General features: G+C 69.3%; 26 protein-coding genes. 2 read left to right on the forward strand and 24 right to left on the reverse strand.

Going from position 1 to position 21,958, the window contains the following annotated elements:
* Positions 1-118 precede the first annotated feature (118 nt).
* The 6 genes from FHY05_RS01220 to FHY05_RS01245 form a co-directional block, all read right to left on the reverse strand.
* Positions 119-1,192 (reverse strand): aspartate-semialdehyde dehydrogenase, encoded by a 1,074-nt coding sequence (locus tag FHY05_RS01220; RefSeq protein ID WP_183942599.1) that lies wholly within the window; start codon positions 1,190-1,192, stop codon positions 119-121.
* An 85-nt stretch (positions 1,193-1,277) separates the two neighbouring features.
* Positions 1,278-3,515, reverse strand: coding sequence for a S9 family peptidase (locus FHY05_RS01225; RefSeq protein ID WP_183942600.1), 2,238 nt, complete (start codon positions 3,513-3,515; stop codon positions 1,278-1,280).
* A gap of 534 nt (positions 3,516-4,049) precedes the next feature.
* A complete protein-coding gene (gene rplS / locus FHY05_RS01230; protein ID WP_132910575.1) occupies positions 4,050-4,436 on the reverse strand; it encodes a 50S ribosomal protein L19 in 387 nt (128 codons plus the stop codon).
* A gap of 4 nt (positions 4,437-4,440) precedes the next feature.
* The gene (gene trmD / locus FHY05_RS01235; RefSeq protein ID WP_183942601.1) at positions 4,441-5,169 is read right to left on the reverse strand and encodes a tRNA (guanosine(37)-N1)-methyltransferase TrmD; all 729 of its coding nucleotides are present in this window, start codon (positions 5,167-5,169) and stop codon (positions 4,441-4,443) included.
* Positions 5,166-5,531, reverse strand: a complete 366-nt coding sequence (locus FHY05_RS01240; protein ID WP_221190964.1) for a type II toxin-antitoxin system VapC family toxin — start codon at positions 5,529-5,531, stop codon at positions 5,166-5,168. Before FHY05_RS01240 ends, trmD begins: the two co-directional genes overlap by 4 nt.
* A gap of 5 nt (positions 5,532-5,536) precedes the next feature.
* On the reverse strand, positions 5,537-5,824 hold the full coding sequence (locus tag FHY05_RS01245) for an AbrB/MazE/SpoVT family DNA-binding domain-containing protein (protein WP_183942603.1): 288 nt from the start codon (positions 5,822-5,824) through the stop codon (positions 5,537-5,539).
* Positions 5,825-5,876: 52 nt separating this feature from the next.
* On the opposite strand from FHY05_RS01245, the gene FHY05_RS01250 reads away from it, so the two are divergent.
* Positions 5,877-6,785 (forward strand): NAD(P)/FAD-dependent oxidoreductase, encoded by a 909-nt coding sequence (locus FHY05_RS01250; protein ID WP_183942604.1) that lies wholly within the window; start codon positions 5,877-5,879, stop codon positions 6,783-6,785.
* 247 nt (positions 6,786-7,032) lie between these two features.
* Here FHY05_RS01250 and rimM read toward each other — a convergent pair whose 3' ends face one another.
* From rimM to FHY05_RS01300, 10 genes are all read right to left on the reverse strand, one after another.
* Complete coding sequence (gene rimM, locus FHY05_RS01255; protein ID WP_183942986.1) at positions 7,033-7,476, reverse strand: ribosome maturation factor RimM; 444 nt, start codon at positions 7,474-7,476, stop codon at positions 7,033-7,035.
* Positions 7,477-7,501: 25 nt separating this feature from the next.
* Entirely contained in the window at positions 7,502-7,654 is a 153-nt protein-coding gene (locus FHY05_RS01260; protein ID WP_183942605.1) for a hypothetical protein, read from the reverse strand.
* Positions 7,655-7,725: 71 nt separating this feature from the next.
* Entirely contained in the window at positions 7,726-8,118 is a 393-nt protein-coding gene (gene rpsP / locus FHY05_RS01265; protein ID WP_183942606.1) for a 30S ribosomal protein S16, read from the reverse strand.
* Between the two features lie 97 nt (positions 8,119-8,215).
* The gene (ffh, locus tag FHY05_RS01270) at positions 8,216-9,742 is read right to left on the reverse strand and encodes a signal recognition particle protein (RefSeq protein WP_183942607.1); all 1,527 of its coding nucleotides are present in this window, start codon (positions 9,740-9,742) and stop codon (positions 8,216-8,218) included.
* 438 nt (positions 9,743-10,180) lie between these two features.
* Entirely contained in the window at positions 10,181-12,838 is a 2,658-nt protein-coding gene (locus tag FHY05_RS01275; RefSeq protein ID WP_183942608.1) for a valine--tRNA ligase, read from the reverse strand.
* Positions 12,839-12,956: 118 nt separating this feature from the next.
* Positions 12,957-13,379 carry a 50S ribosomal protein L17 gene (gene rplQ, locus FHY05_RS01280; RefSeq protein ID WP_132909159.1) on the reverse strand — a complete coding sequence of 141 codons (423 nt, stop codon included), beginning with the start codon at positions 13,377-13,379 and terminating at the stop codon, positions 12,957-12,959.
* A gap of 219 nt (positions 13,380-13,598) precedes the next feature.
* Positions 13,599-14,663 (reverse strand): DNA-directed RNA polymerase subunit alpha, encoded by a 1,065-nt coding sequence (locus FHY05_RS01285; protein ID WP_183921102.1) that lies wholly within the window; start codon positions 14,661-14,663, stop codon positions 13,599-13,601.
* A 92-nt stretch (positions 14,664-14,755) separates the two neighbouring features.
* Complete coding sequence (gene rpsK, locus FHY05_RS01290; protein ID WP_019516037.1) at positions 14,756-15,145, reverse strand: 30S ribosomal protein S11; 390 nt, start codon at positions 15,143-15,145, stop codon at positions 14,756-14,758.
* Between the two features lie 105 nt (positions 15,146-15,250).
* Positions 15,251-15,619 (reverse strand): 30S ribosomal protein S13, encoded by a 369-nt coding sequence (rpsM, locus tag FHY05_RS01295; protein WP_132909157.1) that lies wholly within the window; start codon positions 15,617-15,619, stop codon positions 15,251-15,253.
* A gap of 192 nt (positions 15,620-15,811) precedes the next feature.
* Positions 15,812-16,057, reverse strand: coding sequence for a hypothetical protein (locus FHY05_RS01300; protein ID WP_183942609.1), 246 nt, complete (start codon positions 16,055-16,057; stop codon positions 15,812-15,814).
* Between the two features lie 539 nt (positions 16,058-16,596).
* Between FHY05_RS01300 and FHY05_RS01305 the strand changes: the two genes are divergently transcribed.
* The gene (locus FHY05_RS01305; protein WP_183942610.1) at positions 16,597-16,809 is read left to right on the forward strand and encodes a hypothetical protein; all 213 of its coding nucleotides are present in this window, start codon (positions 16,597-16,599) and stop codon (positions 16,807-16,809) included.
* On the opposite strand, the gene FHY05_RS01310 is transcribed toward FHY05_RS01305, so the two are convergent.
* The 8 genes from FHY05_RS01310 to rpsH all read right to left on the reverse strand — a co-directional run bounded on the left by FHY05_RS01310 (position 16,772) and on the right by rpsH (position 21,953).
* On the reverse strand, positions 16,772-17,419 hold the full coding sequence (locus tag FHY05_RS01310) for an adenylate kinase (protein ID WP_183942611.1): 648 nt from the start codon (positions 17,417-17,419) through the stop codon (positions 16,772-16,774). The genes FHY05_RS01305 and FHY05_RS01310 overlap by 38 nt on opposite strands.
* Before the next feature lie 40 nt (positions 17,420-17,459).
* Positions 17,460-18,806 carry a preprotein translocase subunit SecY gene (gene secY, locus FHY05_RS01315; protein ID WP_183942612.1) on the reverse strand — a complete coding sequence of 449 codons (1,347 nt, stop codon included), beginning with the start codon at positions 18,804-18,806 and terminating at the stop codon, positions 17,460-17,462.
* Between the two features lie 287 nt (positions 18,807-19,093).
* Positions 19,094-19,627 (reverse strand): 50S ribosomal protein L15, encoded by a 534-nt coding sequence (gene rplO / locus FHY05_RS01320; RefSeq protein ID WP_132909152.1) that lies wholly within the window; start codon positions 19,625-19,627, stop codon positions 19,094-19,096.
* 97 nt (positions 19,628-19,724) lie between these two features.
* The gene (gene rpmD, locus FHY05_RS01325; RefSeq protein WP_132909151.1) at positions 19,725-19,904 is read right to left on the reverse strand and encodes a 50S ribosomal protein L30; all 180 of its coding nucleotides are present in this window, start codon (positions 19,902-19,904) and stop codon (positions 19,725-19,727) included.
* Between the two features lie 5 nt (positions 19,905-19,909).
* A complete protein-coding gene (rpsE, locus tag FHY05_RS01330; RefSeq protein ID WP_132909150.1) occupies positions 19,910-20,659 on the reverse strand; it encodes a 30S ribosomal protein S5 in 750 nt (249 codons plus the stop codon).
* Between the two features lie 3 nt (positions 20,660-20,662).
* Positions 20,663-21,013: a 50S ribosomal protein L18 gene (gene rplR / locus FHY05_RS01335; RefSeq protein WP_132909149.1), complete on the reverse strand. Its 351-nt coding sequence runs from the start codon at positions 21,011-21,013 to the stop codon at positions 20,663-20,665.
* Entirely contained in the window at positions 21,010-21,543 is a 534-nt protein-coding gene (rplF, locus tag FHY05_RS01340) for a 50S ribosomal protein L6 (protein ID WP_183942613.1), read from the reverse strand. The genes rplR and rplF overlap by 4 nt, the downstream gene beginning before the upstream one ends.
* Positions 21,543-21,953, reverse strand: coding sequence for a 30S ribosomal protein S8 (gene rpsH, locus FHY05_RS01345; RefSeq protein WP_132909147.1), 411 nt, complete (start codon positions 21,951-21,953; stop codon positions 21,543-21,545). Before rpsH ends, rplF begins: the two co-directional genes overlap by 1 nt.
* Positions 21,954-21,958 lie beyond the last annotated feature (5 nt).

Below are 21,958 nucleotides of genomic sequence, written 5' to 3' on the forward strand. Positions count from 1 at the left end.
TGCTTCTCCCCTCCCCTTCAGGGAAGGGGCTCGGGGTGGAGCATTTCAGCGCACGCCGCGCTAGCGGAGAAGCCCCACCCGCCCCCTCCCCTGAAGGGAAGGCTTGCCGCGGATAAGCTCACTCGTCCCCGGCGAACACCGCGTCGAAGGCGGCGTCGTCGGTCTCGTCCGCTTTCCTGAGATGACGGCGGCCGAGCAGCTCGGCGATCTGCACCGCGTTGAGCGCCGCCCCCTTGCGGAGGTTGTCGCTGACGCACCACAGCGCCAGCCCGTTCTCGACCGTGGGGTCCTCGCGCACGCGGCTCACGTAGGTGGCGTCGTCGCCCGCGCTCTCGATCGGGGTGACATAGCCGCCGTCCTCGCGCTTATCGACCAGCATCACGCCGGGCGCCTCGCGCAGGATCCGCTGCGCGTCCTCGGCCGACAGCTCGTTCTCGAACTCCACGTTGAGCGCCTCGGAATGGCCGACGAAGACCGGCACGCGCACGCAGGTGGCGACGACCTTGATCTTAGGGTCGAGGATCTTCTTGGTCTCGACCACCATCTTCCACTCTTCCTTGGTGGAGCCGTCGTCGAGGAAGCTGTCGATGTGCGGGATGACGTTGAAGGCGATCTGCTTGGTGAACTTCTTCGGCTCGGCGGGGTCGCCGACGAAGATGTTGCGGCTCTGCTCGAACAGCTCGTCCATGCCGATCTTGCCCGCACCCGAGACCGACTGATAGGTCGCCACCACCACGCGCCTGATCGTCGCGGCGTCGTGCAGCGGCTTGAGCGCCACCACCATCTGCGCGGTCGAGCAGTTCGGGTTGGCGATGATGTTCTTGGCGCGATAGCCGTCGATCGCCGCGGCGTTCACCTCGGGCACGATCAGCGGCACGTCCGGGTCCATGCGGTAGAGCGACGAATTGTCGATCACGGTGCATCCCGCCGCGGCGAACTTGGGCGCGTAGACCTTCGTCGCCTCGCTGCCGATCGCGAACAGCGCCATGTCCCAGCCGGTCGGGTCGAAATGCTCGATGTTCTTGACGGTGAGCATGCGGCCGGTGTCGCCGTACTCGATCTGGTCGCCGGTCGAGCGCGACGACGCCAGCACCGCGATCTCGTCGGCGGGAAACTCGCGCTCGGCGAGAATGTTGACCATCTCGCGCCCGACATTGCCCGTGGCCCCCGCCACCACCACCCGATAACCCATCGTCCGTCCTTCCCGGCGCGCCGCGTGCGCGCGTTCTCATCCCGCGGCGGCCCTAATGCGCCCGCCGCGCGCGCGACAGCAAGCTTTACTTGGGCCCGCTGCCGACGTGCGCGTCGAGGAAGCGCTCAATCGTGGTCCAGACGTGGATGTCGCGCACCGCCGAGTGGGTCTTGCCGGGATAGAACATCAGGTCGAACGGCATGTCCGCGGCCTGCAGCGCCGCGGCCACCTTGGTGGAATTGTCGAGGAAGACGTTGTCGTCGGCCATGCCATGGAGCAGCAGCAGCGGCGTGGTGATGCGCTTCGGATCGCGCACCGCCCGCGACGCGTCATAGCCAGCGGCGTCGGTGCGCGGGTCGCCCATGTAGCGCTCGGTGTAATGCGAGTCGTAGAGGTGCCAGTCGGTCACCGGCGCGCCCGAGATCGCGGCGGCATAGAGGCCGGGGTCGGCCTCGATCATCTTGAGCGACATATAGCCGCCGTACGACCAGCCGTAGGTGGCGATCCGCTTCGGGTCGACGTAGCCGAGCGTCTTAAGATAGGTCGCGCCGGCGCGCTGATCGGCGACCTCCACCGTGCCCATCGCATGCCAGATCGCGCTCTCGAACGTCACCCCGCGGTTGGCCGAGCCGCGGTTATCGAGCTCGAAATAGATCCAGCCGCGATGGACGATGTGCTGGATCAGCGGGTTCTTCCAGTCACGCGCGACGTTCTGCGGCCCCGGTCCGCCGTAATGCTGGAAGAAGACGGGGTAGCGCTTGCCCGGCTCCAGCCTGGGGGTGACCATCTGCCAGTGCAGCTCGGTGCCGTCCTCCGCCGCGATCGTGCCGAACGTCACCGGGCGGTGCGCGGCGAGATAGGGCGCGTAGGGGTGACCGCGCTCAACCCGGTTCTCGTTGACCCAGGCGAGCCGCTTGCCCGCGGCGTCGGCGAGATAGACCTGCGGCGGCTGGTTGGGGTTGGAGCGGGTGACGAGGAAGCGCTGCGCCGCGCCGTCGGCGGTGACGCTGTTCTGCCAGCCGCGCTCGGTCAGCCGCTCGGGCGTGCCGCCGGCGAGCGGGACGACGTAGAGCTGCTGCTCGAGCACGTCGTCCTTGTTGGCCATGAAATAGACCTTGCCCGCCGCCTCGTCGACCGCGACCAGCCCGGTGACCACCCACGGCCCCTTGGTCAGCTGGGTCCACTGGCCGCCGCGCAGCAACCAGAGGTGACCGTAGCCGTCGCGCTCGGAGCGCCACAGGAGGCCGCCGTCGGCGAGCGCGCGATAGCTGTCGGTGAGGTTGATCCAGCTGCGCGGCGCGGCGGTCTCGCTGAACAGCGGGGTCGCCATGCCGGTGGCGGGGTCGACGCGGAGGACGTCCAGCCGGGTCTGCGCGCGGTTCTCGCGCTGGACGAGCAGCGCGGAGCCGTCGGGCAACCAATCGACTCGCGCCAGATAGATATCGGGGTCGGTGCCGAGATCGACCTTCACCTGCCCCTTGCCGTCGGCGCGCATCACGTGGAGCTCGACGGCGACGTTGGGCGTGCCCGCGGCGGGGTAGCGCTGCTGGTAGATCTCGGTGCCGGCGGCGCCGATCGCGGCGCGGGTGAAGACCTGCACCGGCGCCTCGTCGAACCGCTCGACGGCGACATAGCGGTCGTCGGGGCTCCACCAGTAACCGGTGCGGCGGTCCATCTCCTCCTGCGCGACGAACTCGGCCTCGCCGAAATGGACCGTGCCGCCGCCGCCCTGGGTGAGCGCGCGCGCGGCGCCGCCGGCGAGCGGCTGGAGCCAGAGGTTCTGGTCGCGCACGTAGCTGACGAAGCCGCCGCGCGGCGAGACCTCGCCGTTGAGCACGCCGCCCCTCACCTCGGTGAGCCGGCGCGTCGTGCCGTCGAGCCCGGCCAGGTAGAGATCACCGTCGGCGGGGACGAGCAACTGGCGGCCGTCGGGCGACCAGTCGTAGCGGATGACCCCGGTCAGCGCGCCGATGCGCGCGCGCTCGCGTTGCATCTTCTCCGCCTCGGACAGCGCCGCGCCGCTGCCGACGCGCGTGCTGTCGACCAGCATCCGCTCCTGCCCGGTGGTGGTGTCGCGCGCCCAGAGATCGAGGCGGAAGCGATCGTCGGCGCGCGGGCGCAGGAAGGTGAGCAGCCGTCCGTCCGGCGAGAGCTTGAGCGAGCGCGGCTGCTGGCCGCCGAGGTCGGGCGCGGCGAAGATGCGCTCGAGCGTGAGTCGCTGCGCCGCGGGTCGGGTCGCGCCGGCCTGTGCCTGCGCGGCGTCAGCCACGAGCGCCCCTGTTGCTACCGTCGCGAGCGCCACCACCGCCAACCATGAACGCATCCATTCCTCCGGGATCGCCACCCGGGACCGGGCGCGCCGCCCTTATCGCGGCGGGAGCTGGCGAGGTAAAGCGTCACCCTTGCTGTCGTGGTGGGGCGCTCTTCCGGGCGAAAGGCCGATGCCGATGCCGATGCCGACGCCGACGCCGACGCCGACGACGACGCGAGCGCCGACGACGACGCGGGCGCTCCGTCACTACAAGCGCACCACCCCGGCGGACGCCGGGGTCCAGGTGGGGAAGGCCTGCGTGGCCGTCACCAGCCTCCCCCACCTGGACCCCGGCGTCCGCCGGGGTGGCCCTTAGGGACGTAAGGCATCTCCTACCCCACCGGCGTCATCCTGAGCTTGTCTCAGGATCCACTGTGCCGCGCACCCAAGTGCCGGTGGTGATCGCGGACGGCTAGATCCTGAGACGAGCTCAGGATGACGCCGGCTACGGCGAACCGGCGGTGCGACGCCTCCCCCCCCGAACAAGAAAGGGGCGCGGTGGTCTCCCACCGCGCCCCTCGCGCTCCGGCCGAAACCGGGTGTCGCTTACTCGGCGGCCTGCGCCTGCGGGCGGTTGTCGCGGCGCTCGGCGATGCGCGCCGACTTACCGGTGCGGCCACGCAGATAGTAGAGCTTGGCGCGACGCACCGCGCCCTTGCGCACCACCTCGATCGAGTCGACGTTGGGCGAGTACAGCGGGAAGACGCGCTCCACACCCTCGCCGAAGCTGATCTTGCGGACGGTGAACGACGAGCCCATGCCCTTGTTCGAGCGCGCGATGCACACGCCCTCGAAGTTCTGGACGCGGGTGCGCTCGCCCTCGACCACCTTCACGCCGACCTTCAGCGTGTCGCCGGGGCGGAACTCGGGGAGCTTCTTGCTCTCGTGGAACTTGGCGATCTGCTCGGCCTCGAGCGTCTGGATCAGGTTCATCGCGTCAATCCTTACTTCCGTGCCGCGCGCCAGAGGGCGAGCCGACCCGAGCGCCCTCGTGACGCTCCCACAGGTCCGGCCGCCGTAGCCGTGTGTCGATCTCGGCCTGTGACTGACGCCACGCCGCGATCCTCGCATGATCCCCCGATCGCAGCACCTCGGGGATCGTGCGCCCTTCCCATTCGACAGGTCGGGTATAATGCGGATATTCGAGGAGGCCGCTCTCGAAGCTCTCCTCGTCCCCGCTCGAAGCCGCGCCCATTACCCCCGGAATCAACCGAACGCAAGCGTCCAGCAGCACCAGCGCGGCCATCTCGCCGCCCGAGAGGATATAGTCGCCGATCGACAGCTGCTCGATGGCGCGCGCCTCGAACAGGCGCTCGTCGAACCCCTCGAACCGCCCGCACAGCAGCAGCGCGCCCGGCCCGGCGGCGAGGTCGCGGACGCGGCGTTGCGTCAGCGGCGCGCCCCGCGGCGTGAGCGCGATCAGCGGGCGCCCGTCGGCGTGCGCGTCGACCGCGCGGCCGACGATATCGGCGCGCAGCACCATCCCCGCCCCGCCGCCCGCCGGCGTGTCGTCGACGGTGCGGTGGCGGTCCTCGGTGAAGTCGCGGATGTTCACCGCGTCGCAGGTCCACCGCCCCTCGCGCAGCGCGCGGCCCGCGAGCGCGACGCCGAGCGGGCCGGGGAACATCTCGGGGTAGAGCGTCAGGATCGTGGCGCGGAAGGTCATCGTGTCCAGTTCTCGACGGCGAGGCCGGGAATGCCGGCGAAGTCGCGCTCGTTGTTGGTGACGAGGATGGCATCGAGCGACAGCGCGTGCGCCGCGATCAGGCGATCGAAACTGCCGCGTCGAAACGGTAGCCGGGCATAGGCCCATGCCGCCCTCGCGTCGAAAGCGAGCACGTCGAACAGGCGGGTCACCTGCTCGAGAACCTCCGACGCCGGGCGCTTGCCGCAGACGCTACCCAGCGAGACCTCGGCGAAGGCGATCGACGAGATGACGATAGTCCCGCGGCGACAGCGCTCGACGCGCGCGCGCAACGCGGCGGGTTCACCGGCGAGCAGCGCGATGACGATGTTGGCGTCGAGCATGTACCTCACCGGTCGGCTTCCGCCCCCCAGCCAGTCCAGTCAGGATCGTCCCAGGCGCGGGGCGACGGCTCGAACGCGCGCTCTTCAGCCGAGCGCGGTGCGAGCCCGGGACACTTGCCCCATACCGACGCGAGATCGAGTCGATCGTCCCTCACCACGGGCGCGAACTCATAATGGTCGCGTTCCTCGCGCACCACCATCTCCGTACCCTCCTTCAGCCCCAGCGCCTTGGGCAGGCGCAGCGCGACCGAATTGCCGGACTTGAACACCTTGGCGCGATATTCGTTACTCATCGCCGATCTCCCGTATGCACGGGATGTATATACACGCGGGAACGACAGCAAGATGGACGACTGCCTCATCATCGGTGCCGGTCCCGCCGGGCTAACCGCGGCGATCTATCTGGCGCGCTATCATCTCTCGATCCGGCTGTTCGACTCGGGCTCGAGCCGCGCCGCGATGATCCCGTGCACGCACAACCACGCCGGCTATCCCGAGGGGATCGCGGGCACCGAGCTGCTGCGGCTGATGCTCACCCAGGCGGAGAAGTATGGCGCGCGGCGCGAGCCGGTGAAGGTGACCGGGCTGGCGCAAGACGGCGACGGCTTCGTCGCCACCACCGACCGGGGCACGCATCGCGCACGCACCGTGCTCCTAGCGACCGGGGTGGTGAACCACCGCCCGCACGGGCTGCTGCCCGAGGTGCACGATCCGGCGCTGGCGCGCGGGCTGCTGCGTTACTGCCCGGTGTGCGACGGCTATGAGGTCACGGACAAGCGAGTGGCGGTGATCGGCACCGGTGATCGCGGCATGCGCGAGGCGCTCTTCCTCCGCGGCTTCACGCGCGACATCACGCTGATCGCGCCCGAGGCGGAGCATCTGCTCGACGCTGCCTGCGCCACGGCGCTCGACGAGGCAGGCGTGGTGCGCGTCGACGGCCCGTGTGGCGGCTATGCGATCGAGGGCGACGAGTTCGCGCTCGACACCGCGCGCGGGCGGATGGCGTTCGACAGCGTCTACCCCGCGCTGGGCTCACGCATCCGCTCGCGCCTCGCGATCGAGGCGGGCGCGCGCGCGAGCGACGACGGCTGTCTCGAGGTGGACGATCATCAGCGCACCAGCGTGCCGGGGCTGTTCGCTGCGGGGGACGTGGTGAAAGGGCTCGACCAGATCAGCCACGCCATGGGTGAGGCCGGCGTCGCGGCGACGACGATCCGCAACCTGCTCGCGGAGCAGCGACCGCTGCGACGGTGAGCGGTGTTCCTGCGCACGCAGGAACCCAGGTGAGTTGGCGCCGCGTCCGTGGCTCTGGGCTCCTGCTTGCGCGGAGCACGGCGTGCTTCGAGAGCGCGCCTACTCATTCCCGTCATCCCGAACTCGTTTCGAGATCCATCGTGCCACATACTCAGCTGCGGCGGCGCCTGCGGCGCGGTAGATTCTGAAACGAGTTCAGGATGACGGCAGAAGGAAGCAAGAGGAGGAACGCTCGCGCCCCCTCCCCTCACTCCACGAACGCCGCCTCTACCACCAGCCGCTCACGATCCCACTCGGGCACCGCGTTGATCGGCACCATGAAGCGCTTGCCGCCGTCGCGCTCGATCTCGATCACGTCGCCCGCACCGAAATTCTCCACCGCGACGACACGCCCGACCGGCTCGCCGGCGGTCGACACCGCGGCGAGACCGAGCAGGTCGGCGTGATAATATTCGCCCTCGCCGAGCGGCGGCAGCGCCGCGCGCGCGACGGTGAGCAAGGTGCCGCGAAGCTGCTCCGCGCCGGTGCGGTCGGTCACCTCGGCGAAGCGCGCGATCGTGCCGTCGCGTAGCTTCACCAGCGTGAGCGCACCGCCGTTGAACGTGCGATGCGCGTCGAGCGCTTCGGCGAACACCTTGAGGCGCACCTCACCGGTGATGCCGTGCGCCCCCGTCACGGCGGCGAGCACCACCGCGTCGGGGTCGATCGGCGCCGCCTCAGGCCTGGTCGGGCGAGCCGGCGCCGCCGGCGGGGGCGTCGTCGTCCCCTTCGGCGGGCTGCTGGCTCGAGACGCCCTGGTTGGTGGCGTCCTGGGTGGTGGAGTCGTCATTATCGTCGGGCGCGGTGCGCAGGTCGGGATCGTTCGTCATCGTGCGGTCCTCTCGGATCTCGTTCAGAGCCGGGAGTAACGCACGAGCGGACGATCGATTTCCCGGCCGGCTTACTCGGCGCTCGCCGCCTCGGTCTCGGCCGGGGCCGCCGCGGCCTCCTGCTGCGCCTTCAGCTTCTCGGCACGCTCCTCGGCGCGCTCCTTGGCCTTCTCGCCCGGCTCACCCTTCTTGGGGTTGCTGCGCGCGGCGCGCTCCTTCACGCCCGCGGCGTCGAGGAAGCGGGCGACGCGGTCGGTCGGCTGCGCGCCGACGCCCAGCCAGTGCTTGGCGCGCTCGGCGTCGAGCACGATGCGCTTCTCGTCGTCCTTGCCGAGCAGCGGGTTGTAGTTGCCGATCTTCTCGATGAACTTGCCGTCACGCGGGCTGCGCGCGTCGGCCACGACGATGCGATAGTAAGGACGCTTCTTCGAGCCGCCGCGCGACAGGCGAATGCTGAGTGCCATGGTGTTCGTCTTCCTTCTGTCTGTCTGTGCCCCGGCAAGCGCCGGGATCGTCTAGGTGAATGTCGTCACGTCCGCGCCGCCGCGGCGGCGCGCATCGTTACTTCTTGAACCGGAACCCGGGCGGCAGGCCGCCGGGGATGTTGCCGGGCAGACCGCCGCCCGGCAGCCCCGGCAGCCCCGGACCGCCGCCCGGCCCGCCGAGCTTGCCCATCATGTCGCCCATGTCGGCGCCGCCGATCGCGCTGCCGAGGCCGCCGAGGCCGCCCTTGCCGAGCATCGCCATCATCCCCTTGAGCCCGCCCATCTTCTTGATCTTCTTCATGGCGGTCGACATCTCGAGGTGCATCTTGAGGAGCTTGTTGACCTCCTGCACGGTCGTCCCCGAGCCCTTGGCGATGCGGATCTTGCGCTTGGCGTTGATCAGCTCGGGCTTGGCGCGCTCCTTGGCGGTCATCGAGCCGATCATCGCGTCGAGGTGGACCAGCATCTTGTCGCTGCCCGGCACCGAGTCCATCGCCGCCTGCGCCTTCTTCATGCCCGGCAGCATGCCCGCGAGCGCGCCCAGCCCGCCCATGCGCTTCATCTGCGCGAGCTGGCCGCGCAGGTCGTTCATGTCGAACTGACCCTTGGCGAGCCGGCTCGCCATGCGCTCGGCGTCTTCCTGCTGGATCGACTCGGCGGCGCGCTCGACCAGGCTGACCACGTCGCCCATGCCGAGGATGCGGCCTGCCACGCGCGACGCGTGGAACGCCTCCAGCGCGTCGAGCTTCTCGCCGACGCCGGCGAACTTGATCGGCTTGCCCGTGACCGCGCGCATCGACAGCGCGGCGCCGCCGCGCGCGTCGCCGTCCATGCGGGTGAGCACCACGCCGGTGAGCGGCACCTGCTCGGAGAAGTTCTGGGCGACGTTGACCGCGTCCTGACCGGTCAGCGAGTCGACGACGAGCAGGATCTCCTGCGGCGCCGCCACCTCGGCGACCGCCTTCATCTCGTCCATCAGCGCTTGGTCGACGTGGAGTCGGCCGGCGGTGTCGAGCATGAGCACGTCGAAGCCCTGGAGCTTCGCGGCCTGGAGCGCGCGGCGCGCGATCTCGACCGGCTGCTGGCCCGCGACGATCGGCAGCGTCGCCACCTCGACCTGCGTGCCGAGCGTGGCGAGCTGCTCCTGAGCGGCGGGGCGGTTGACGTCGAGCGACGCCATCAGCACCTTCTTGGCCGAACGCCCCGTCATCGAGCTGCTCGACAGGCGCTTGGCGATCTTGGCCGTGGTCGTGGTCTTGCCCGAGCCCTGCAGGCCGACCATCATCACCACCGCGGGCGGCGCGACGTTGAGCTGGAGCTCGGCCGCGGCGGGATCGTCGCCGCCGAGCATCCGCACCAGCGCGTCGTTGACGATCTTGACGACCTGCTGCCCCGGCGTGACCGAGCGCAGCACGTTCTGGCCGACCGCTTCCTCGGTGACCTCGTCGACGAAGGCGCGCGCGACCGGCAGCGCGACGTCGGCCTCGAGCAGCGCGACTCGCACCTCGCGCATCGCGGCGCGCACGTCGGCCTCGGTCAGCGCGCCGCGGCCACGCAACCGGTCGAAGACGCCGCCGAGACGATCGCTGAGGCTATCGAACATCGTGTTTCCTTCCCATCCGCCGCCAAACGCAAAAGCGCCGGCGGGCGAAACCTCGCCGGCCAGCGGGCACCACATGGGCGCATGTCGATCGCGTTCAACGGTGGAACGTGCGGCGGCTGTTAGAGGAAGTGGGCGCGGGATGCAAGCAACGTGGGGGCGGATGGCCGACTGCGTCCATTCACACCGTCATCCCGGACTTGATCCGGGATCCATGTCGCCGCGCACACGGCGAGCGTTGCTCTCGCGGAACCATGGATCCCGGCTCAAGGCCGGGATGACGATAGAGTGTGGGGAAAACAGACGTACCAGCCCCACCCGTCATCCCTGCGAAGGCAGGGATCCAGACATGCTGACGTCCGTGAAAGAACCGCGGCGTCAGCGCGTCTGGATCCCCGCCTGCGCGGGGATGACGGGAGGAGGAGGCGGGGTAGCCCCCCCTCACCCCAGCCGCGCCAGCGCCGCGGCGAAGCGTTCCGCGTCCGCCGCCTTCTCGGCGTGGTCGGCGCGCGCCTTGTCCACCGCCTCAGGCTTGGCGCGCTCGACGAAGCTCGCGTTGCCGAGTCGCCCCGCCAGCGAGTCGCGCTCCTTCTCGGCCGCCGCCAGCGACTTCTGCAATCGCTGCCGCTCCGCCTCGAGGTCGATCACGCCCTCCAGCGCGAGCGCGAACGTCTCCGCGCCCCACAGGATCGGCGCGCGCGCGCCGCTCGCCTCGCCCGGCGTCAGCGTGACGCGCGCGAGCCGCTCGACGTACGGGGCGATCGTCGCCGGCACGTCGCCCGCCCCGGTGTGGAGCGCGATCCGCGTGCCCGGCGGTACGTTGAGCTCGGCGCGTGCGCCGCGCACCGCCTCGACCAGCTCGATCAACCGCTCGACCGCCTGTGTCGCCCCCGGGTCAAGCGCGCGCGCGTCCGCCATCGGCCAATGCGCCACGATCAGCTCGTGCTCGCGTGGCGCCAGCGCGTGCCACAGCTCCTCGGTAATGAAGGGCATGAACGGGTGGAGCAGCACCAGGATCTGGTCGAGCACCCAGCCCGCGACCGCCTTGGTCTCGTCGTCGATCTGCCCTTTGATGAGCTCCAAATACCAGTCGCAGAAGCGGCTCCACACGAACTGGTAGATCGCGTTGGCGGCGGCGTCGAAGCGATAGTCGGCGAGCGCGAGGTCGACCGCCTGCACCGTCGCCACCGTCTCGGCCAGGATCCACTTGTTGACCGGATTGGACGCGAGCGGCGGCTCTAGCGTGGTCGAGCCGCCGATCCCGTTTGCCTGGGCGAAGCGACTGGCGTTCCACAGCTTGGTCGCGAAATTGCGATAGCCCTCGACGCGCTTCTCATCCATCTTGATGTCGCGCCCCTGGCTCTCCATCGCCGCCATGAAGAAGCGCAGCGCGTCGGCGCCGTAGCGGTCGATCAGCCCGAGCGGGTCGACCGTGTTGCCCTTGGACTTGGACATCTTGGCGCCGTCCGCGGCGCGCACCAGGCCGTGCAGGTAGAGCGTGCGGAACGGCACCTCGCCCATGAAGTGCATGCCCTGCATCATCATCCGCGCGTCCCAGAAGAACAGGATGTCGAAGCCCGAGACGAGCACGTCATTGGGGTAGCGGCCGCCGAGCGTGCGGTCCGCGGCGTCGGGCCAGCCCATCGTCGCGAACGGCCAGAGCGCGCTGGAGAACCACGTGTCCAGGACGTCGGGGTCGCGGGTCAGCGCCACGCCAGCGCCCGCCTCGGCCTGTGCCTCCGCCTCCGTTTCCGCGACATAGGCGCGACCGTCCGCGTCGAACCACGCCGGGATCTGGTGTCCCCACCAGAGCTGGCGCGACACGCACCACGGCTGGATGTTCTCCATCCAGTTGAAGAAGGTCTTCTCCCACGACTTGGGCACCAGCTTGATGGCACCCGAGCGCACCGCCTCGATCGCGGGCTGGGCGAGCGTCGCGGCGTCGACATACCATTGGTCGGTCAGCCACGGCTCGATCACCGCGCCCGAGCGGTCGCCGAACGGCGTCTGGATCACGCGCGGCTCGGCGTCGTGCGCGACGCCCTCCTTGTCGACGTGCGGGATCAGCACGCCCGCGTCCTTGAGCTGCGCGACCACCAGCCGGCGCGCGTCCTGCGCGGCCTTGGCGTCGTTGCCGGGAAGGCCGAGGAACTCAGCGGGGATCAGTCCGTCCGCGGTCTGCACCACGCGCGCCGTGGCATCGAGCATGTTGAGCATGTCGCGCGCCTCGATCCCGGCGCGGCGGCCGACCTCGAAGTCGTTGAAGTCATGGCCCGGCGTGATCTTCACCGCGCCCGAGCCGAGCGCTGGGTCGGCGTGCTCGTCGGCGACGATCCGGATCAGCCGGCCGGTGATCGGCAGCCGCACCTGTTTGCCCACCAGAGCGGTGTAGCGCGCGTCCTCGGGGTGCACCGCCACCGCCATGTCGGCGAGCATCGTCTCGGGCCGCGTCGTCGCCACCTCGATCGATCCCGAGCCGTCCGCGAGCGGGTAGCGCAGCCGCCAGAAGCTGCCGCGCACCTCGCGGGTCTCGACCTCCAGGTCGCTGATCGCGGTACCGAGGCCCGGGTCCCAGTTGACCAGCCGCTTGTCGCGATAGAGCAGGCCCTGGCGGTGCAGCTCGACGAACACCTTGAGCACCGCGCGCGAGAAGCCCTCGTCCATGGTGAAGCGTTCGTTCGCCCAGTCCATCGAGCAGCCGAGCCGGCGCAGCTGGCGCGTGATCTCGCCGCCGCTCTCCGCCTTCCACTCCCAGACGCGGGCGACGAACGCCTCGCGCGAGAGGTCGGTGCGCTTCTCGCCCTTGGCCGCCATCTGGCGCTCCACCACCATCTGCGTGGCGATGCCGGCATGGTCGGTGCCGACCACCCAGAGCGCGTCCTTGCCCTTGAGCCGGGCGTGACGCGTCAGGATGTCCTGCAGCGTGTTGTCGAGCGCGTGGCCGATGTGGAGCGAGCCCGTCACGTTGGGCGGCGGGTTGACGATCGTCCAGGGCTCGGCGTTGGGGCGCTCGGGGCGGAACAGGCCATTGTCTTCCCAGTGGGTATACCAGCGGCGCTCGATCGCGGCGGGGTCGAAGGTCTTGGCGAGCTCGGTCATGGCCCGGCGGCTATCCCGCGTCGCGGCAAAAGGGAAGACCGCGCCGCCCCCCGCATAGCAGAAGGGCCGCCCCGGTCTCCCGGGACGGCCCTGCTGTCAGCCTCGCGGCGCGCCGGGATCAGGCGGCGACGTCGAAGTCCTCGTCGGTCGTCACCGGGCCCGAGTCCTGGCCCTTGGCGGCCACGTCGCGGTCGACGAACTCGATGATCGCCATCGGCGACGCGTCCGAGGCGCGGATGCCCGCCTTGATGATGCGGGTGTAGCCGCCGTTGCGCGACGCGTAGCGCGGCGCCAGCACGTCGAACAGCTTCACCAGCTGCGCGTCGTCGAGCAGCCGCGCGTGGGCGAGACGACGGTTGCTGAGACCGCCCTTCTTGCCGAGCGTGATCAGCTTCTCGATGTACGGGCGCAGCTCCTTCGCCTTGGCGACGGTGGTGGTGATCTGCTCGTGCTTGATCAGCGCGGCCGACATGTTGCGGAACAGCGCCTGGCGATGGGCCGAGGTACGCTGCAGCTTACGACCGCCAACTCTATGACGCATGTATCTTACCTTTCGTTCGTCAGGGGGCCGTGTGAGGTACCCCGGGCCTGGTGGGGACGTTTGAGCCCACCTTTGTCACGTCGCTCCCGTGGGAGCCTCTATACTATAGGAGACCGGGAGGCGCCGCGGCGAAGCCGCGGCCTCGGTCGGGTGCCGCCTGCGGCACCCGCCGGCCGGGGCAGTCCGTCTCGCGCATAGCTCACGCTACGCGCGTGGGGATCAGCCCATGATCTCCTGCTCGAGCTTCTTGGCGACTTCCTCGATGTTCTCGGGCGGCCAGCCGGGGATCTCCATGCCCAGCCGCAGCCCCATCGACGAGAGCACTTCCTTGATCTCGTTGAGCGACTTGCGCCCGAAGTTCGGGGTCCGCAGCATCTCCGCCTCGGTCTTCCCGACGAGATCACCGATATAGATGATGTTGTCGTTCTTGAGGCAGTTGGCCGAGCGCACCGAGAGCTCGAGCTCGTCGACCTTCTTGAGCAGGTAGCGGTTGATCTGCGCGGTGTCGCTCGCGACCTCGCCGCCCGACGCCGCCGGGGCCGCGACGCCGACCGGGGCCGAGCGCGTGACCGACGAGTCGTCGAAGTGGACGAACAGCGCCAGCTGGTCCTGCAGGATACGGCCGGCATAGCCCACCGCGTCCTCCGGAGTGACGGTGCCGTCCGTCTCGATCGTCAGCGTCAGCTTGTCGTAGTCCAGGTCCTGCCCGACGCGGGTCGGGTCGACCTTGTACGACACCTGGCGCACCGGCGAGTAGAGCGCGTCGACCGGGATCAGACCGATCGGCGCGTCGGCCGGGCGGTTGTTGACCGCGGCGACATAGCCCTTACCGACGTCGGCGGTGAGCTCCATGTTGAGCGTCGCGCCCTCGTCGAGGTGGCAGATCACCAGCTCGGGGTTCATCACCTCGATGTCGCCCGACACCGCGATGTCGCCCGCCTTCACCTCGGACGGCCCGGTCGCGGAGAGCTGGAGGCGCTTCGGCCCCTCACCCTGCATGCGGATCGCGATCTGCTTGACGTTGAGGACGATGTCGGTGACGTCCTCGCGCACGCCGGCGAGCGAGCTGAACTCGTGCAGCACGTTCTCGATCTTGATCGAGGTCACCGCGGCACCCTGCAGCGAGGAGAGCAGGACGCGGCGCAGCGCGTTGCCCAGCGTCAGCCCGAAGCCACGCTCCAGCGGCTCGGCGACGAAGGTCGCCTTGCGCTTGCCGTCACCGCTCTTCTTCTCGAGCTGGTTGGGCTTCTTCAGTTCTTGCCAGTTCTTTGCGTTGACAGACAAGCTCTCGTCCCCTGGGGTTGGGCCGGCGCTGGCGGGCGCCGACCGGGTAATGGACGCAGCCGCTCGTCAGCGGCCACGCGAAGAACATCGGATCAGACGCGACGCCGCTTCGACGGACGCACGCCGTTGTGCGGGATCGAGGTCACGTCGCGGATCGACGTGATCTGGAAACCGACCGCCTGCAGCGCGCGCAGCGCCGACTCGCGGCCCGAACCCGGTCCCTTGACCTCGACCTCGAGCGTGCGGACGCCGTGCTCGGCGGCCTTCTTGCCCGCGTCCTCGGCCGCGACCTGCGCCGCGTACGGCGTCGACTTGCGGCTGCCCTTGAAGCCCATCATGCCCGCGGACGACCAGCTGATGGCATTGCCCTGCGCGTCGGTGATGGTGATCATGGTGTTGTTGAAGCTGGCGTTCACGTGAGCGACGCCCGCGGTGATGTTCTTGCGTTCGCGCCGGCGAATGCGCTGCGGTGCCTGAGCCATGTGGTGTTCCTGACCTTGAATTCCAATACGGAGGGCGGCGGGCTGTCAGCCCCGGGCCTGCCTTCCGGCGGAGAAAAAGAGAAAATCGTCCCCCGGACGATTTTCTTACTTCTTCTTACCCGCGATCGGCTTCGCCTTGCCCTTGCGGGTGCGCGCGTTGGTGTGCGTGCGCTGGCCGCGGACCGGCAGGCCCTTGCGGTGACGCAGGCCGCGGTAGCAGGCGAGATCCATCAGGCGCTTGATGTTCATCGCGGTCTCGCGACGAAGATCGCCCTCGACGGTGTAGCCGGCATCGATCGCCTCGCGGATCTGCAGCACTTCCTGATCGGTCAGGTCCTGCACGCGCCGCTCCGGCGTGATGTTCAGCTTCTCGGTCAGCTCCTTGGCCTTGGCCGGCCCGATGCCGTGGATGTAGGTTAGCGCGATCACCACGCGCTTGTTGGTCGGGATGTTAACACCCGCGATACGTGCCATGTGCTATATGCCTCCTGTGCTCCACGGGAAGCGGCATGGCTGCACGCGACCCATCTCAACGCATTGCCTTCCGCGCCCCCGCCTGCCCGAGTCGCTCCCCGCCGAACGCAGGAAACGCGACGTGCGCACGAGTGCGACGCCGACGAGTGAGAGGTTGGAAGGGAGGGCGGATAAGCGCGCGGGAACGCACTGTCAAGCAAGCGGTTCCGAGTCGCGCCGCGTCTGGCGTCGCAGCGCGACCCATTTGCGGAGCGCCACGACGACCCAGGCGAGCTCGACCAGCCCGAACGGCCACGCGCCCTGGAGGAAGCCGTAGGCGGAGCCCATTAGGCAACCTAAGGCGAACAGCAGTGTCCAGAAGGGCGCGCGCTCCTCCATCATATAGCACAGCAGCATGAAAGTGACCGCGAACAGGCCGAAGAGAGTCAGGGCGTCCATGCCGCGGGTGTGGCGCATCGCGGGCGCGGGGGCCAGAGGGGTGCTGGCCTGAGCGCCGAGGCGATCGGCGGTCGTGGCCGCAGGACCCCCCCCCCGCCTTCCTTCCTGGCGTCATCCTGAACTCGACTCAGGATCCACCTCTCCGCAGATAGTACGGCGGTCGTATGAGCGGCGCCGTGGCTCCCGACACGGGTTCGGGATGACTCGCTGTCGGGGGGATGGGACCGCCGCTCGCGCCGCCCGGGCGAGCCGGCGAGCGCGCCGGACACGCGAAGAGCCGGCGGAGGACAGGGAACCCTCCGCCGGCCTCGTCACCACCGGGAGAGAAGGTGACGAGTTCCGTATTGTCTTCGACGATCGGGCAGCGACCACCGCTGCCCGTGAGCCGTCTCTACCCCCCGTCCCGCTTCCGCAGCGTGGCAGGCGCATGAACTTTCCGTCATGTCCGTGAAACTGCGACCGTATCGGTGGCGAGATCCGCACCGCGCGCGCGCCTCGACGCGAACGCATCTAGCGCCGCGCCCGTGCGTTCGAGCGGCATGGAGGACCTACAGCGCGCCTACGCCTCGCTGGAGACGACGCGGCTCCGTGCCCGCGCCGCGGTGGAGGTGACGCCGGCGGGACTGCTCGCGCTCGGCGGGATGGTGGCAGCGATCCTGGCGGGCGGCGCAGCGATCGTGCTCGCCGCGCGTCGCCCGCCCATGCCGCCGCGGGTCAGCGATCGCCGAGGATCGCCTCGATCGCGGCGGTGACCTCGCCGATCTCCGCCATGCCGTCGACGCGGCGCACCAGCCCGCGCGACTCGTAGATCGGGATGATCGGCGCGGTCTTGGCGCGATACTCGGCCATACGGGTCCGTACCGTCTGCTCATTGTCGTCGGGGCGGCGCTTGAACTCGCTCGCGCCGCAGACGTCGCAGACATCGTCGACCTTGGGCCGCTTGAACGTGTCGTGGTAGCCGGTGCCGCACACCGCGCAGGTGAAGCGGCCGACGATCCGCTCGACGAGCGCGTCCTCGTCGACCTCGAGCTCGATGACATGGTCGAGCGCCTGGCCGCGCTCCGTCAGCAGCAGGTCGAGCGCGTCGGCCTGCGCCGCCGTGCGCGGATAGCCGTCGAAGATCGCACCGCTGCCGGTGCCCGCGTCCATCCGCTCGCCGATGAGCGCCGAGACGATCGCGTCCGAGACGAGCTCGCCCGCCTCCATCACCGCCTTGGCCTGGAGACCCACCGGCGTGCCCGCCTTCACCGCGGCGCGCAGCATGTCGCCGGTGGAGAGCTGGACCATGCCGCGCTCCTCGACCAGCCGCTGCGCCTGGGTGCCCTTGCCCGCCCCCGGCGGCCCCAGCAGAATGATGTTCACGAGATAACGCCTCCCTGTCGCGTCGTCCCGCGCCCCGCGCTCAGCGGCGGCGCGCGCCCTTCAGTTTCGCCTTCTTGATCAGGTCGCCATACTGGTGCGCCAGCAGGTGCGACTGGATCTGGGTGACGGTGTCCATCGTCACGTTGACCACGATCAGCAGGCTGGTGCCGCCGAGATAGAAGGGGATCGACAGCGCCGACACCAGATACTCGGGGACGACGCAGATGAACGTCAGATAGGCCGCGCCGATCACCGTGATGCGGGTCAGCACATAGTCGAAATAGCTCTCGGTGTTCTTGCCCGGCCGAATGCCCGGGATGAAGCCGCCGTAGCGCTTGAGGTTCTCGGCGGTCTCCTCCGGGTTGAACACCACCGCGGTGTAGAAGAAGGAGAAGAAGATGATGCCGGCGGCGTAGAGCGCCATGTACACCGGCGAGCCGTGCTGGAGATATTGGTTCAGCCCGATCAGGATGTCGCCGAAGCGGCTCTCGCCCGAGACGCGGTTGCCGGCGAACTGGGTGATCGTCAGCGGCAGCAGCAGCAGCGACGAGGCGAAGATCGGCGGGATCACGCCGGCGGTGTTGATCTTGAGCGGCAGGTGGCTGCGGTCGGCCTGCATGCCGCGCTGTGTCTGACGCTTGGGATATTGGATCAGGATGCGGCGCTGCGCGCGCTCCATGAAGCAGATCAGCAGGATCAGGCCAGCGACCACCGCGACGATCAGCACGACCGAGATCGGGTTCATCGACCCCGACCGCCCGCCCTCGAGCAGGTTGACCAGCGTGGTCGGCAGATGCGCGACGATGCCCGCCATGATGATCAGCGAGACGCCGTTGCCGATGCCGCGGCTGGTGATCTGCTCGCCCAGCCACATCAGGAACATCGTTCCGCCGATCAGCGAGATCACCGCGCCGATGCGGAACACCATGCCCGGCTCGATCACCGCGCCGCCGGCCTCGAGCCCGCGCGCGATGAAATAGCCCTGCACCGCGGTCAGCGCCACCGTGCCGTAGCGGGTGTACTGGTTGAGCTTCTTGCGCCCCGACTCGCCTTCCTTCTTGATCGCGGCGAGCTGCGGGCTCAGCGAGGTGGCGAGCTGCACCACGATCGAGGCGGTGATGTAGGGCATCACGCCCAACGCGATCAGCGACGCGCGCGACAGCGAGCCGCCCGAGAAGGTATTGAAGAAGTCGAGCACGCCGCCCTTCATGCGATCGGCGAGGACGCCGAGCTGGGTCGGATCGATCCCGGGCAGCGGCACGTAGCTCAGCAGCCGGAAGACGATCAGCGCGCCGATCGTGAACCACAACCTTTTCTTGAGATCGGTCGCCTGCGCGAATTTCGCGAGGCTGATGCTCTGCGCCATCTGGTCGGCTGCGGATGCCATCGTGTCGGTGTATCCTGGAAACGAAGAACGGCGGGATGCGTTTGTACCGCCCCGCCGCTCATATAGGCGCAAGAGGCGCCTTGTCTAACCCGAGACGGCGGAAGCGCGGCATTAAGGCGGCTAACCCGCCTCGCCCTCCGAGTGTCACCCCGGACCTGGTCCGAGGTCTACCGTCTCGCCCGACCCTCGGCCTGAGAGTTCGCGGGAGGGTGAAACGCGGAAGATGTCCGGGGTAACGGCAAGGTGGGAACCGGCGCGCGCCCTGCGGCGCGTGCCGGGACGGCAGCTTACGCCTGCGTCTGCGCCTGCTTGCGCGCGGCCTGCGCGGTGCGGTGCTTCGCCTTGTGCTTGTCCGCGGCCGGAACGATCTCGGGCACGGTGACCGAGCCGCCGAGCTTCTCGACCGCCTCACGTGCCGACGCCGACACGCCCGCGACGGTGAAGTTGAGCTTGGTGGTCAGCTCGCCCTTGCCGAGCAGCCGCACGCCGTCCTTGCCGCCGCGCGCCAGGCCCGCCGCCTTGAGCGCGGCATGGTCCAGGTCGGTGCCGGTCAGCTTGCCCGACTCGATCGCCTTCTGGATCTCGCCGAGGTTCACCGTGGCATAGTCCTTGGCGAAGATGTTGTTGAAGCCGCGCTTCGGCAGCCGCATGTGGAGCGGCATCTGGCCGCCCTCGAAGCCGGCGATGCTGACGCCCTCGCGGCTCTTCTGACCCTTGACGCCGCGCCCGCCGGTCTTGCCCTTGCCCGAGCCGATGCCGCGGCCGACGCGGATCTTGCGGTGACGGGCGCCCTGGTTGTCGCTGAGTTCGTTGAGCTTCATGATATGCACTCGCTTTCGCTTCTGTCGCGCTGAAAAACAGGAAGGGGGCCGGTTAGCCCCCTTCCCTCGTCGTGTCACTAGTCAGGTCGGGGAAGGCTCAGCCTTCGACCACCTCGACCATGTGCTGCACCTTGCGAATCATGCCGCGCACCTCGGGGCTGTCCTGCAGCTCCGCGACGCGATGCATCTTGTTGAGGCCCAGGCCCACGAGCGTCGCGCGCTGGTCCTTGGTCCGCCGGATCGGCGAACCGGTCTGCTTCACCTTGATGGTCGCCATGTCGCTCACTCCACCACTGCCGCGGCATCCGCCTCGGCGGTCGCCGCGTCCGCGCCGTGCGCGCGGCCGAGCAGGTCGGCGATCTTCTTGCCGCGACGCTGCGCCACCGCCTTCGGCGAGGTCTGCGTGTTCAGCGCCTCGAAGGTCGCGCGGATCATGTTGTACGGGTTCGAGGTGCCGACCGACTTGGTCACCACGTCGGCGACGCCGAGGCTCTCGAACACCGCGCGCATCGGACCGCCGGCGATGATGCCGGTGCCCTGCGGCGCCGAGCGCAGCGTCACGCGGCCCGCGCCGAAGTGGCCGTTGCCGTCGTGGTGCAGCGTGCGGCCTTCCTTGAGCGGCACGCGGACCATCTTCTTCTTGGCCGCGGCGGTCGCCTTGGAGATCGCCTCGGGGACCTCGCGCGCCTTGCCGTGACCGAAGCCGACCCGGCCCTTGCCGTCGCCCACCACGACCAGCGCCGCGAAGCCGAAGCGCTTGCCGCCCTTCACCGTCTTCGAGACGCGGTTGATGTGGACGAGCTTCTCGATCAGCTCCTCGCCGCCGTCGTCATTGTTGCGACGGTCGTCGCGGCGGCCGCGGCCACCGTCACGACCACCGCGCCCGCCGCGGTCGTTGCCGCCGCGACCACCGCCGCCGCCACGGCCGCCGCGCGCGCCGCGCGACGGGCCATTGTCCTGCGGCGCGGCCTGCGCCGGTGCCGCATTGGCCTCGGCCTCGGGCGCCTGCGTCTGCTGGTTCTCGTCAGCCATGTCTTAGAACTCCAGTCCGGCTTCGCGCGCGGCCTCGGCCAGCGCCTTCACCCGGCCGTGAAAGAGGAAGCCACCGCGGTCGAACACGACCTGCGTGACACCGGCGGCCTTGGCCGCCTCGGCGACGCGCTTGCCCACCTCGGTCGCGGCCGCGACGGTCGCGGTCTTGCCCTCGTGCCCGGCCAGCGTCGAGGCCGAGGCCACGGTGTGGCCGTTGGCGTCGTCGATGACCTGGGCGTAGATGTGCTTGCCCGAGCGATGCACCGACAGGCGCGGGCGCGTGCCGGCACGCGCGCGCAGCGCGGTGCGGTTGCGGCGGCGCCGCTTGTCGAAAAGCGAAAGACCCTTGGTCACTTCTTCTTCCCTTCCTTACGGAAGATATACTCGCCGTCGTACTTGATGCCCTTGCCCTTGTACGGCTCGGGCTTACGCCAGCGGCGGATCTCGGCGGCCAGCTGGCCGACGCGCTGCTTGTCCGCACCGCTGATCTCGACGGTGGTCGCGTCCGGCGTCTTCACCTCGATGCCCTCGGGCACCTCGATGTTGACGTCGTGGCTGTAGCCGAGCTGCAGGCGCAGGTTGCGGCCCTGCGCGGCGGCGCGGTAGCCGACGCCGGTGATCAGCAGCTTCTTGGTGAAGCCCTCGGTCACGCCGGTGACGAGGTTCTGCACCAGCGTCCGCTGCATGCCCCAAAAGGCGCGCGCGCGCTTGGTGTCGTTGGCCGGCTGCACGCCGATCGAGTCACCCTGCACGTCGTAGCTGATCAGGTCCGACAGCGGCATCGTCAGGGTGCCCTTCGGGCCCTTGACCGACAGCTCGTTGCCGGTGCGGGTGGCGGTGACGCCCGACGGGATCGGGACCGCCTTCTTGCCGATGCGGCTCATCAGAACACCTCCGCCAGCACTTCGCCGCCGACGTTCTGCTCGCGCGCCTCGGCGTCCGACAGAACGCCCTTCGGCGTCGACACGATGGTGATGCCCAGGCCGTTCATCACGCGCGGCAGCTCGGTGGCGCCGGAGTAGATGCGACGGCCCGGCTTCGAGACGCGCGCGACATGCTTGATCGCGGGCTGACCCTCGAAATACTTGAGCTCGATGCGGACGCCCTTGGTGGACGCGCCCTTGCCGAGCGCGAGCTCCTCCTCGGAATAGCCGCGGATATAGCCCTCGCGCTGGAGCACGTCGAGCACGCGGACGCGCAGCTTCGACGCGGGCGACAGCACGCTGTCCTTGCGCGCGCGCTGGCCGTTGCGGATGCGGGTGAGCAGGTCACCCAGGGGATCGGTCACTGCCATCGTAC

The sequence above is a fragment of the Sphingomonas sp. BK580 genome (assembly GCF_014194975.1).
Classification (GTDB): domain Bacteria; phylum Pseudomonadota; class Alphaproteobacteria; order Sphingomonadales; family Sphingomonadaceae; genus Sphingomonas.

Bases quoted from the DNA above. Each gene is read 5' to 3' on its own strand.
- ffh (WP_183942607.1), bottom strand. From the start codon at position 9,742: ATGTTCGATAGCCTCAGCGATCGTCTCGGCGGCGTCTTCGACCGGTTG.
- FHY05_RS01250 (WP_183942604.1), top strand. From the start codon at position 5,877: ATGGACGACTGCCTCATCATCGGTGCCGGTCCCGCCGGGCTAACCGCG.
- rpsE (WP_132909150.1), bottom strand. From the start codon at position 20,659: ATGGCTGACGAGAACCAGCAGACGCAGGCGCCCGAGGCCGAGGCCAAT.
- trmD (WP_183942601.1), bottom strand. From the start codon at position 5,169: ATGACCTTCCGCGCCACGATCCTGACGCTCTACCCCGAGATGTTCCCC.
- rpsP (WP_183942606.1), bottom strand. From the start codon at position 8,118: ATGGCACTCAGCATTCGCCTGTCGCGCGGCGGCTCGAAGAAGCGTCCT.
- rplQ (WP_132909159.1), bottom strand. From the start codon at position 13,379: ATGCGTCATAGAGTTGGCGGTCGTAAGCTGCAGCGTACCTCGGCCCAT.
- FHY05_RS01225 (WP_183942600.1), bottom strand. From the start codon at position 3,515: ATGCGTTCATGGTTGGCGGTGGTGGCGCTCGCGACGGTAGCAACAGGG.
- FHY05_RS01245 (WP_183942603.1), bottom strand. From the start codon at position 5,824: ATGAGTAACGAATATCGCGCCAAGGTGTTCAAGTCCGGCAATTCGGTC.
- rplF (WP_183942613.1), bottom strand. From the start codon at position 21,543: ATGAGCCGCATCGGCAAGAAGGCGGTCCCGATCCCGTCGGGCGTCACC.
- rpsK (WP_019516037.1), bottom strand. From the start codon at position 15,145: ATGGCTCAGGCACCGCAGCGCATTCGCCGGCGCGAACGCAAGAACATC.
- FHY05_RS01220 (WP_183942599.1), bottom strand. From the start codon at position 1,192: ATGGGTTATCGGGTGGTGGTGGCGGGGGCCACGGGCAATGTCGGGCGC.
- rpmD (WP_132909151.1), bottom strand. From the start codon at position 19,904: ATGGCGACCATCAAGGTGAAGCAGACCGGTTCGCCGATCCGGCGGACC.
- rpsH (WP_132909147.1), bottom strand. From the start codon at position 21,953: ATGGCAGTGACCGATCCCCTGGGTGACCTGCTCACCCGCATCCGCAAC.
- rpsM (WP_132909157.1), bottom strand. From the start codon at position 15,619: ATGGCACGTATCGCGGGTGTTAACATCCCGACCAACAAGCGCGTGGTG.
- secY (WP_183942612.1), bottom strand. From the start codon at position 18,806: ATGGCATCCGCAGCCGACCAGATGGCGCAGAGCATCAGCCTCGCGAAA.
- FHY05_RS01260 (WP_183942605.1), bottom strand. From the start codon at position 7,654: ATGACGAACGATCCCGACCTGCGCACCGCGCCCGACGATAATGACGAC.
- FHY05_RS01300 (WP_183942609.1), bottom strand. From the start codon at position 16,057: ATGGACGCCCTGACTCTCTTCGGCCTGTTCGCGGTCACTTTCATGCTG.
- rplS (WP_132910575.1), bottom strand. From the start codon at position 4,436: ATGAACCTGATCCAGACGCTCGAGGCCGAGCAGATCGCCAAGTTCCAC.
- FHY05_RS01275 (WP_183942608.1), bottom strand. From the start codon at position 12,838: ATGACCGAGCTCGCCAAGACCTTCGACCCCGCCGCGATCGAGCGCCGC.
- rplO (WP_132909152.1), bottom strand. From the start codon at position 19,627: ATGAAGCTCAACGAACTCAGCGACAACCAGGGCGCCCGTCACCGCAAG.
- FHY05_RS01240 (WP_221190964.1), bottom strand. From the start codon at position 5,531: ATGCTCGACGCCAACATCGTCATCGCGCTGCTCGCCGGTGAACCCGCC.
- FHY05_RS01305 (WP_183942610.1), top strand. From the start codon at position 16,597: ATGGAGGACCTACAGCGCGCCTACGCCTCGCTGGAGACGACGCGGCTC.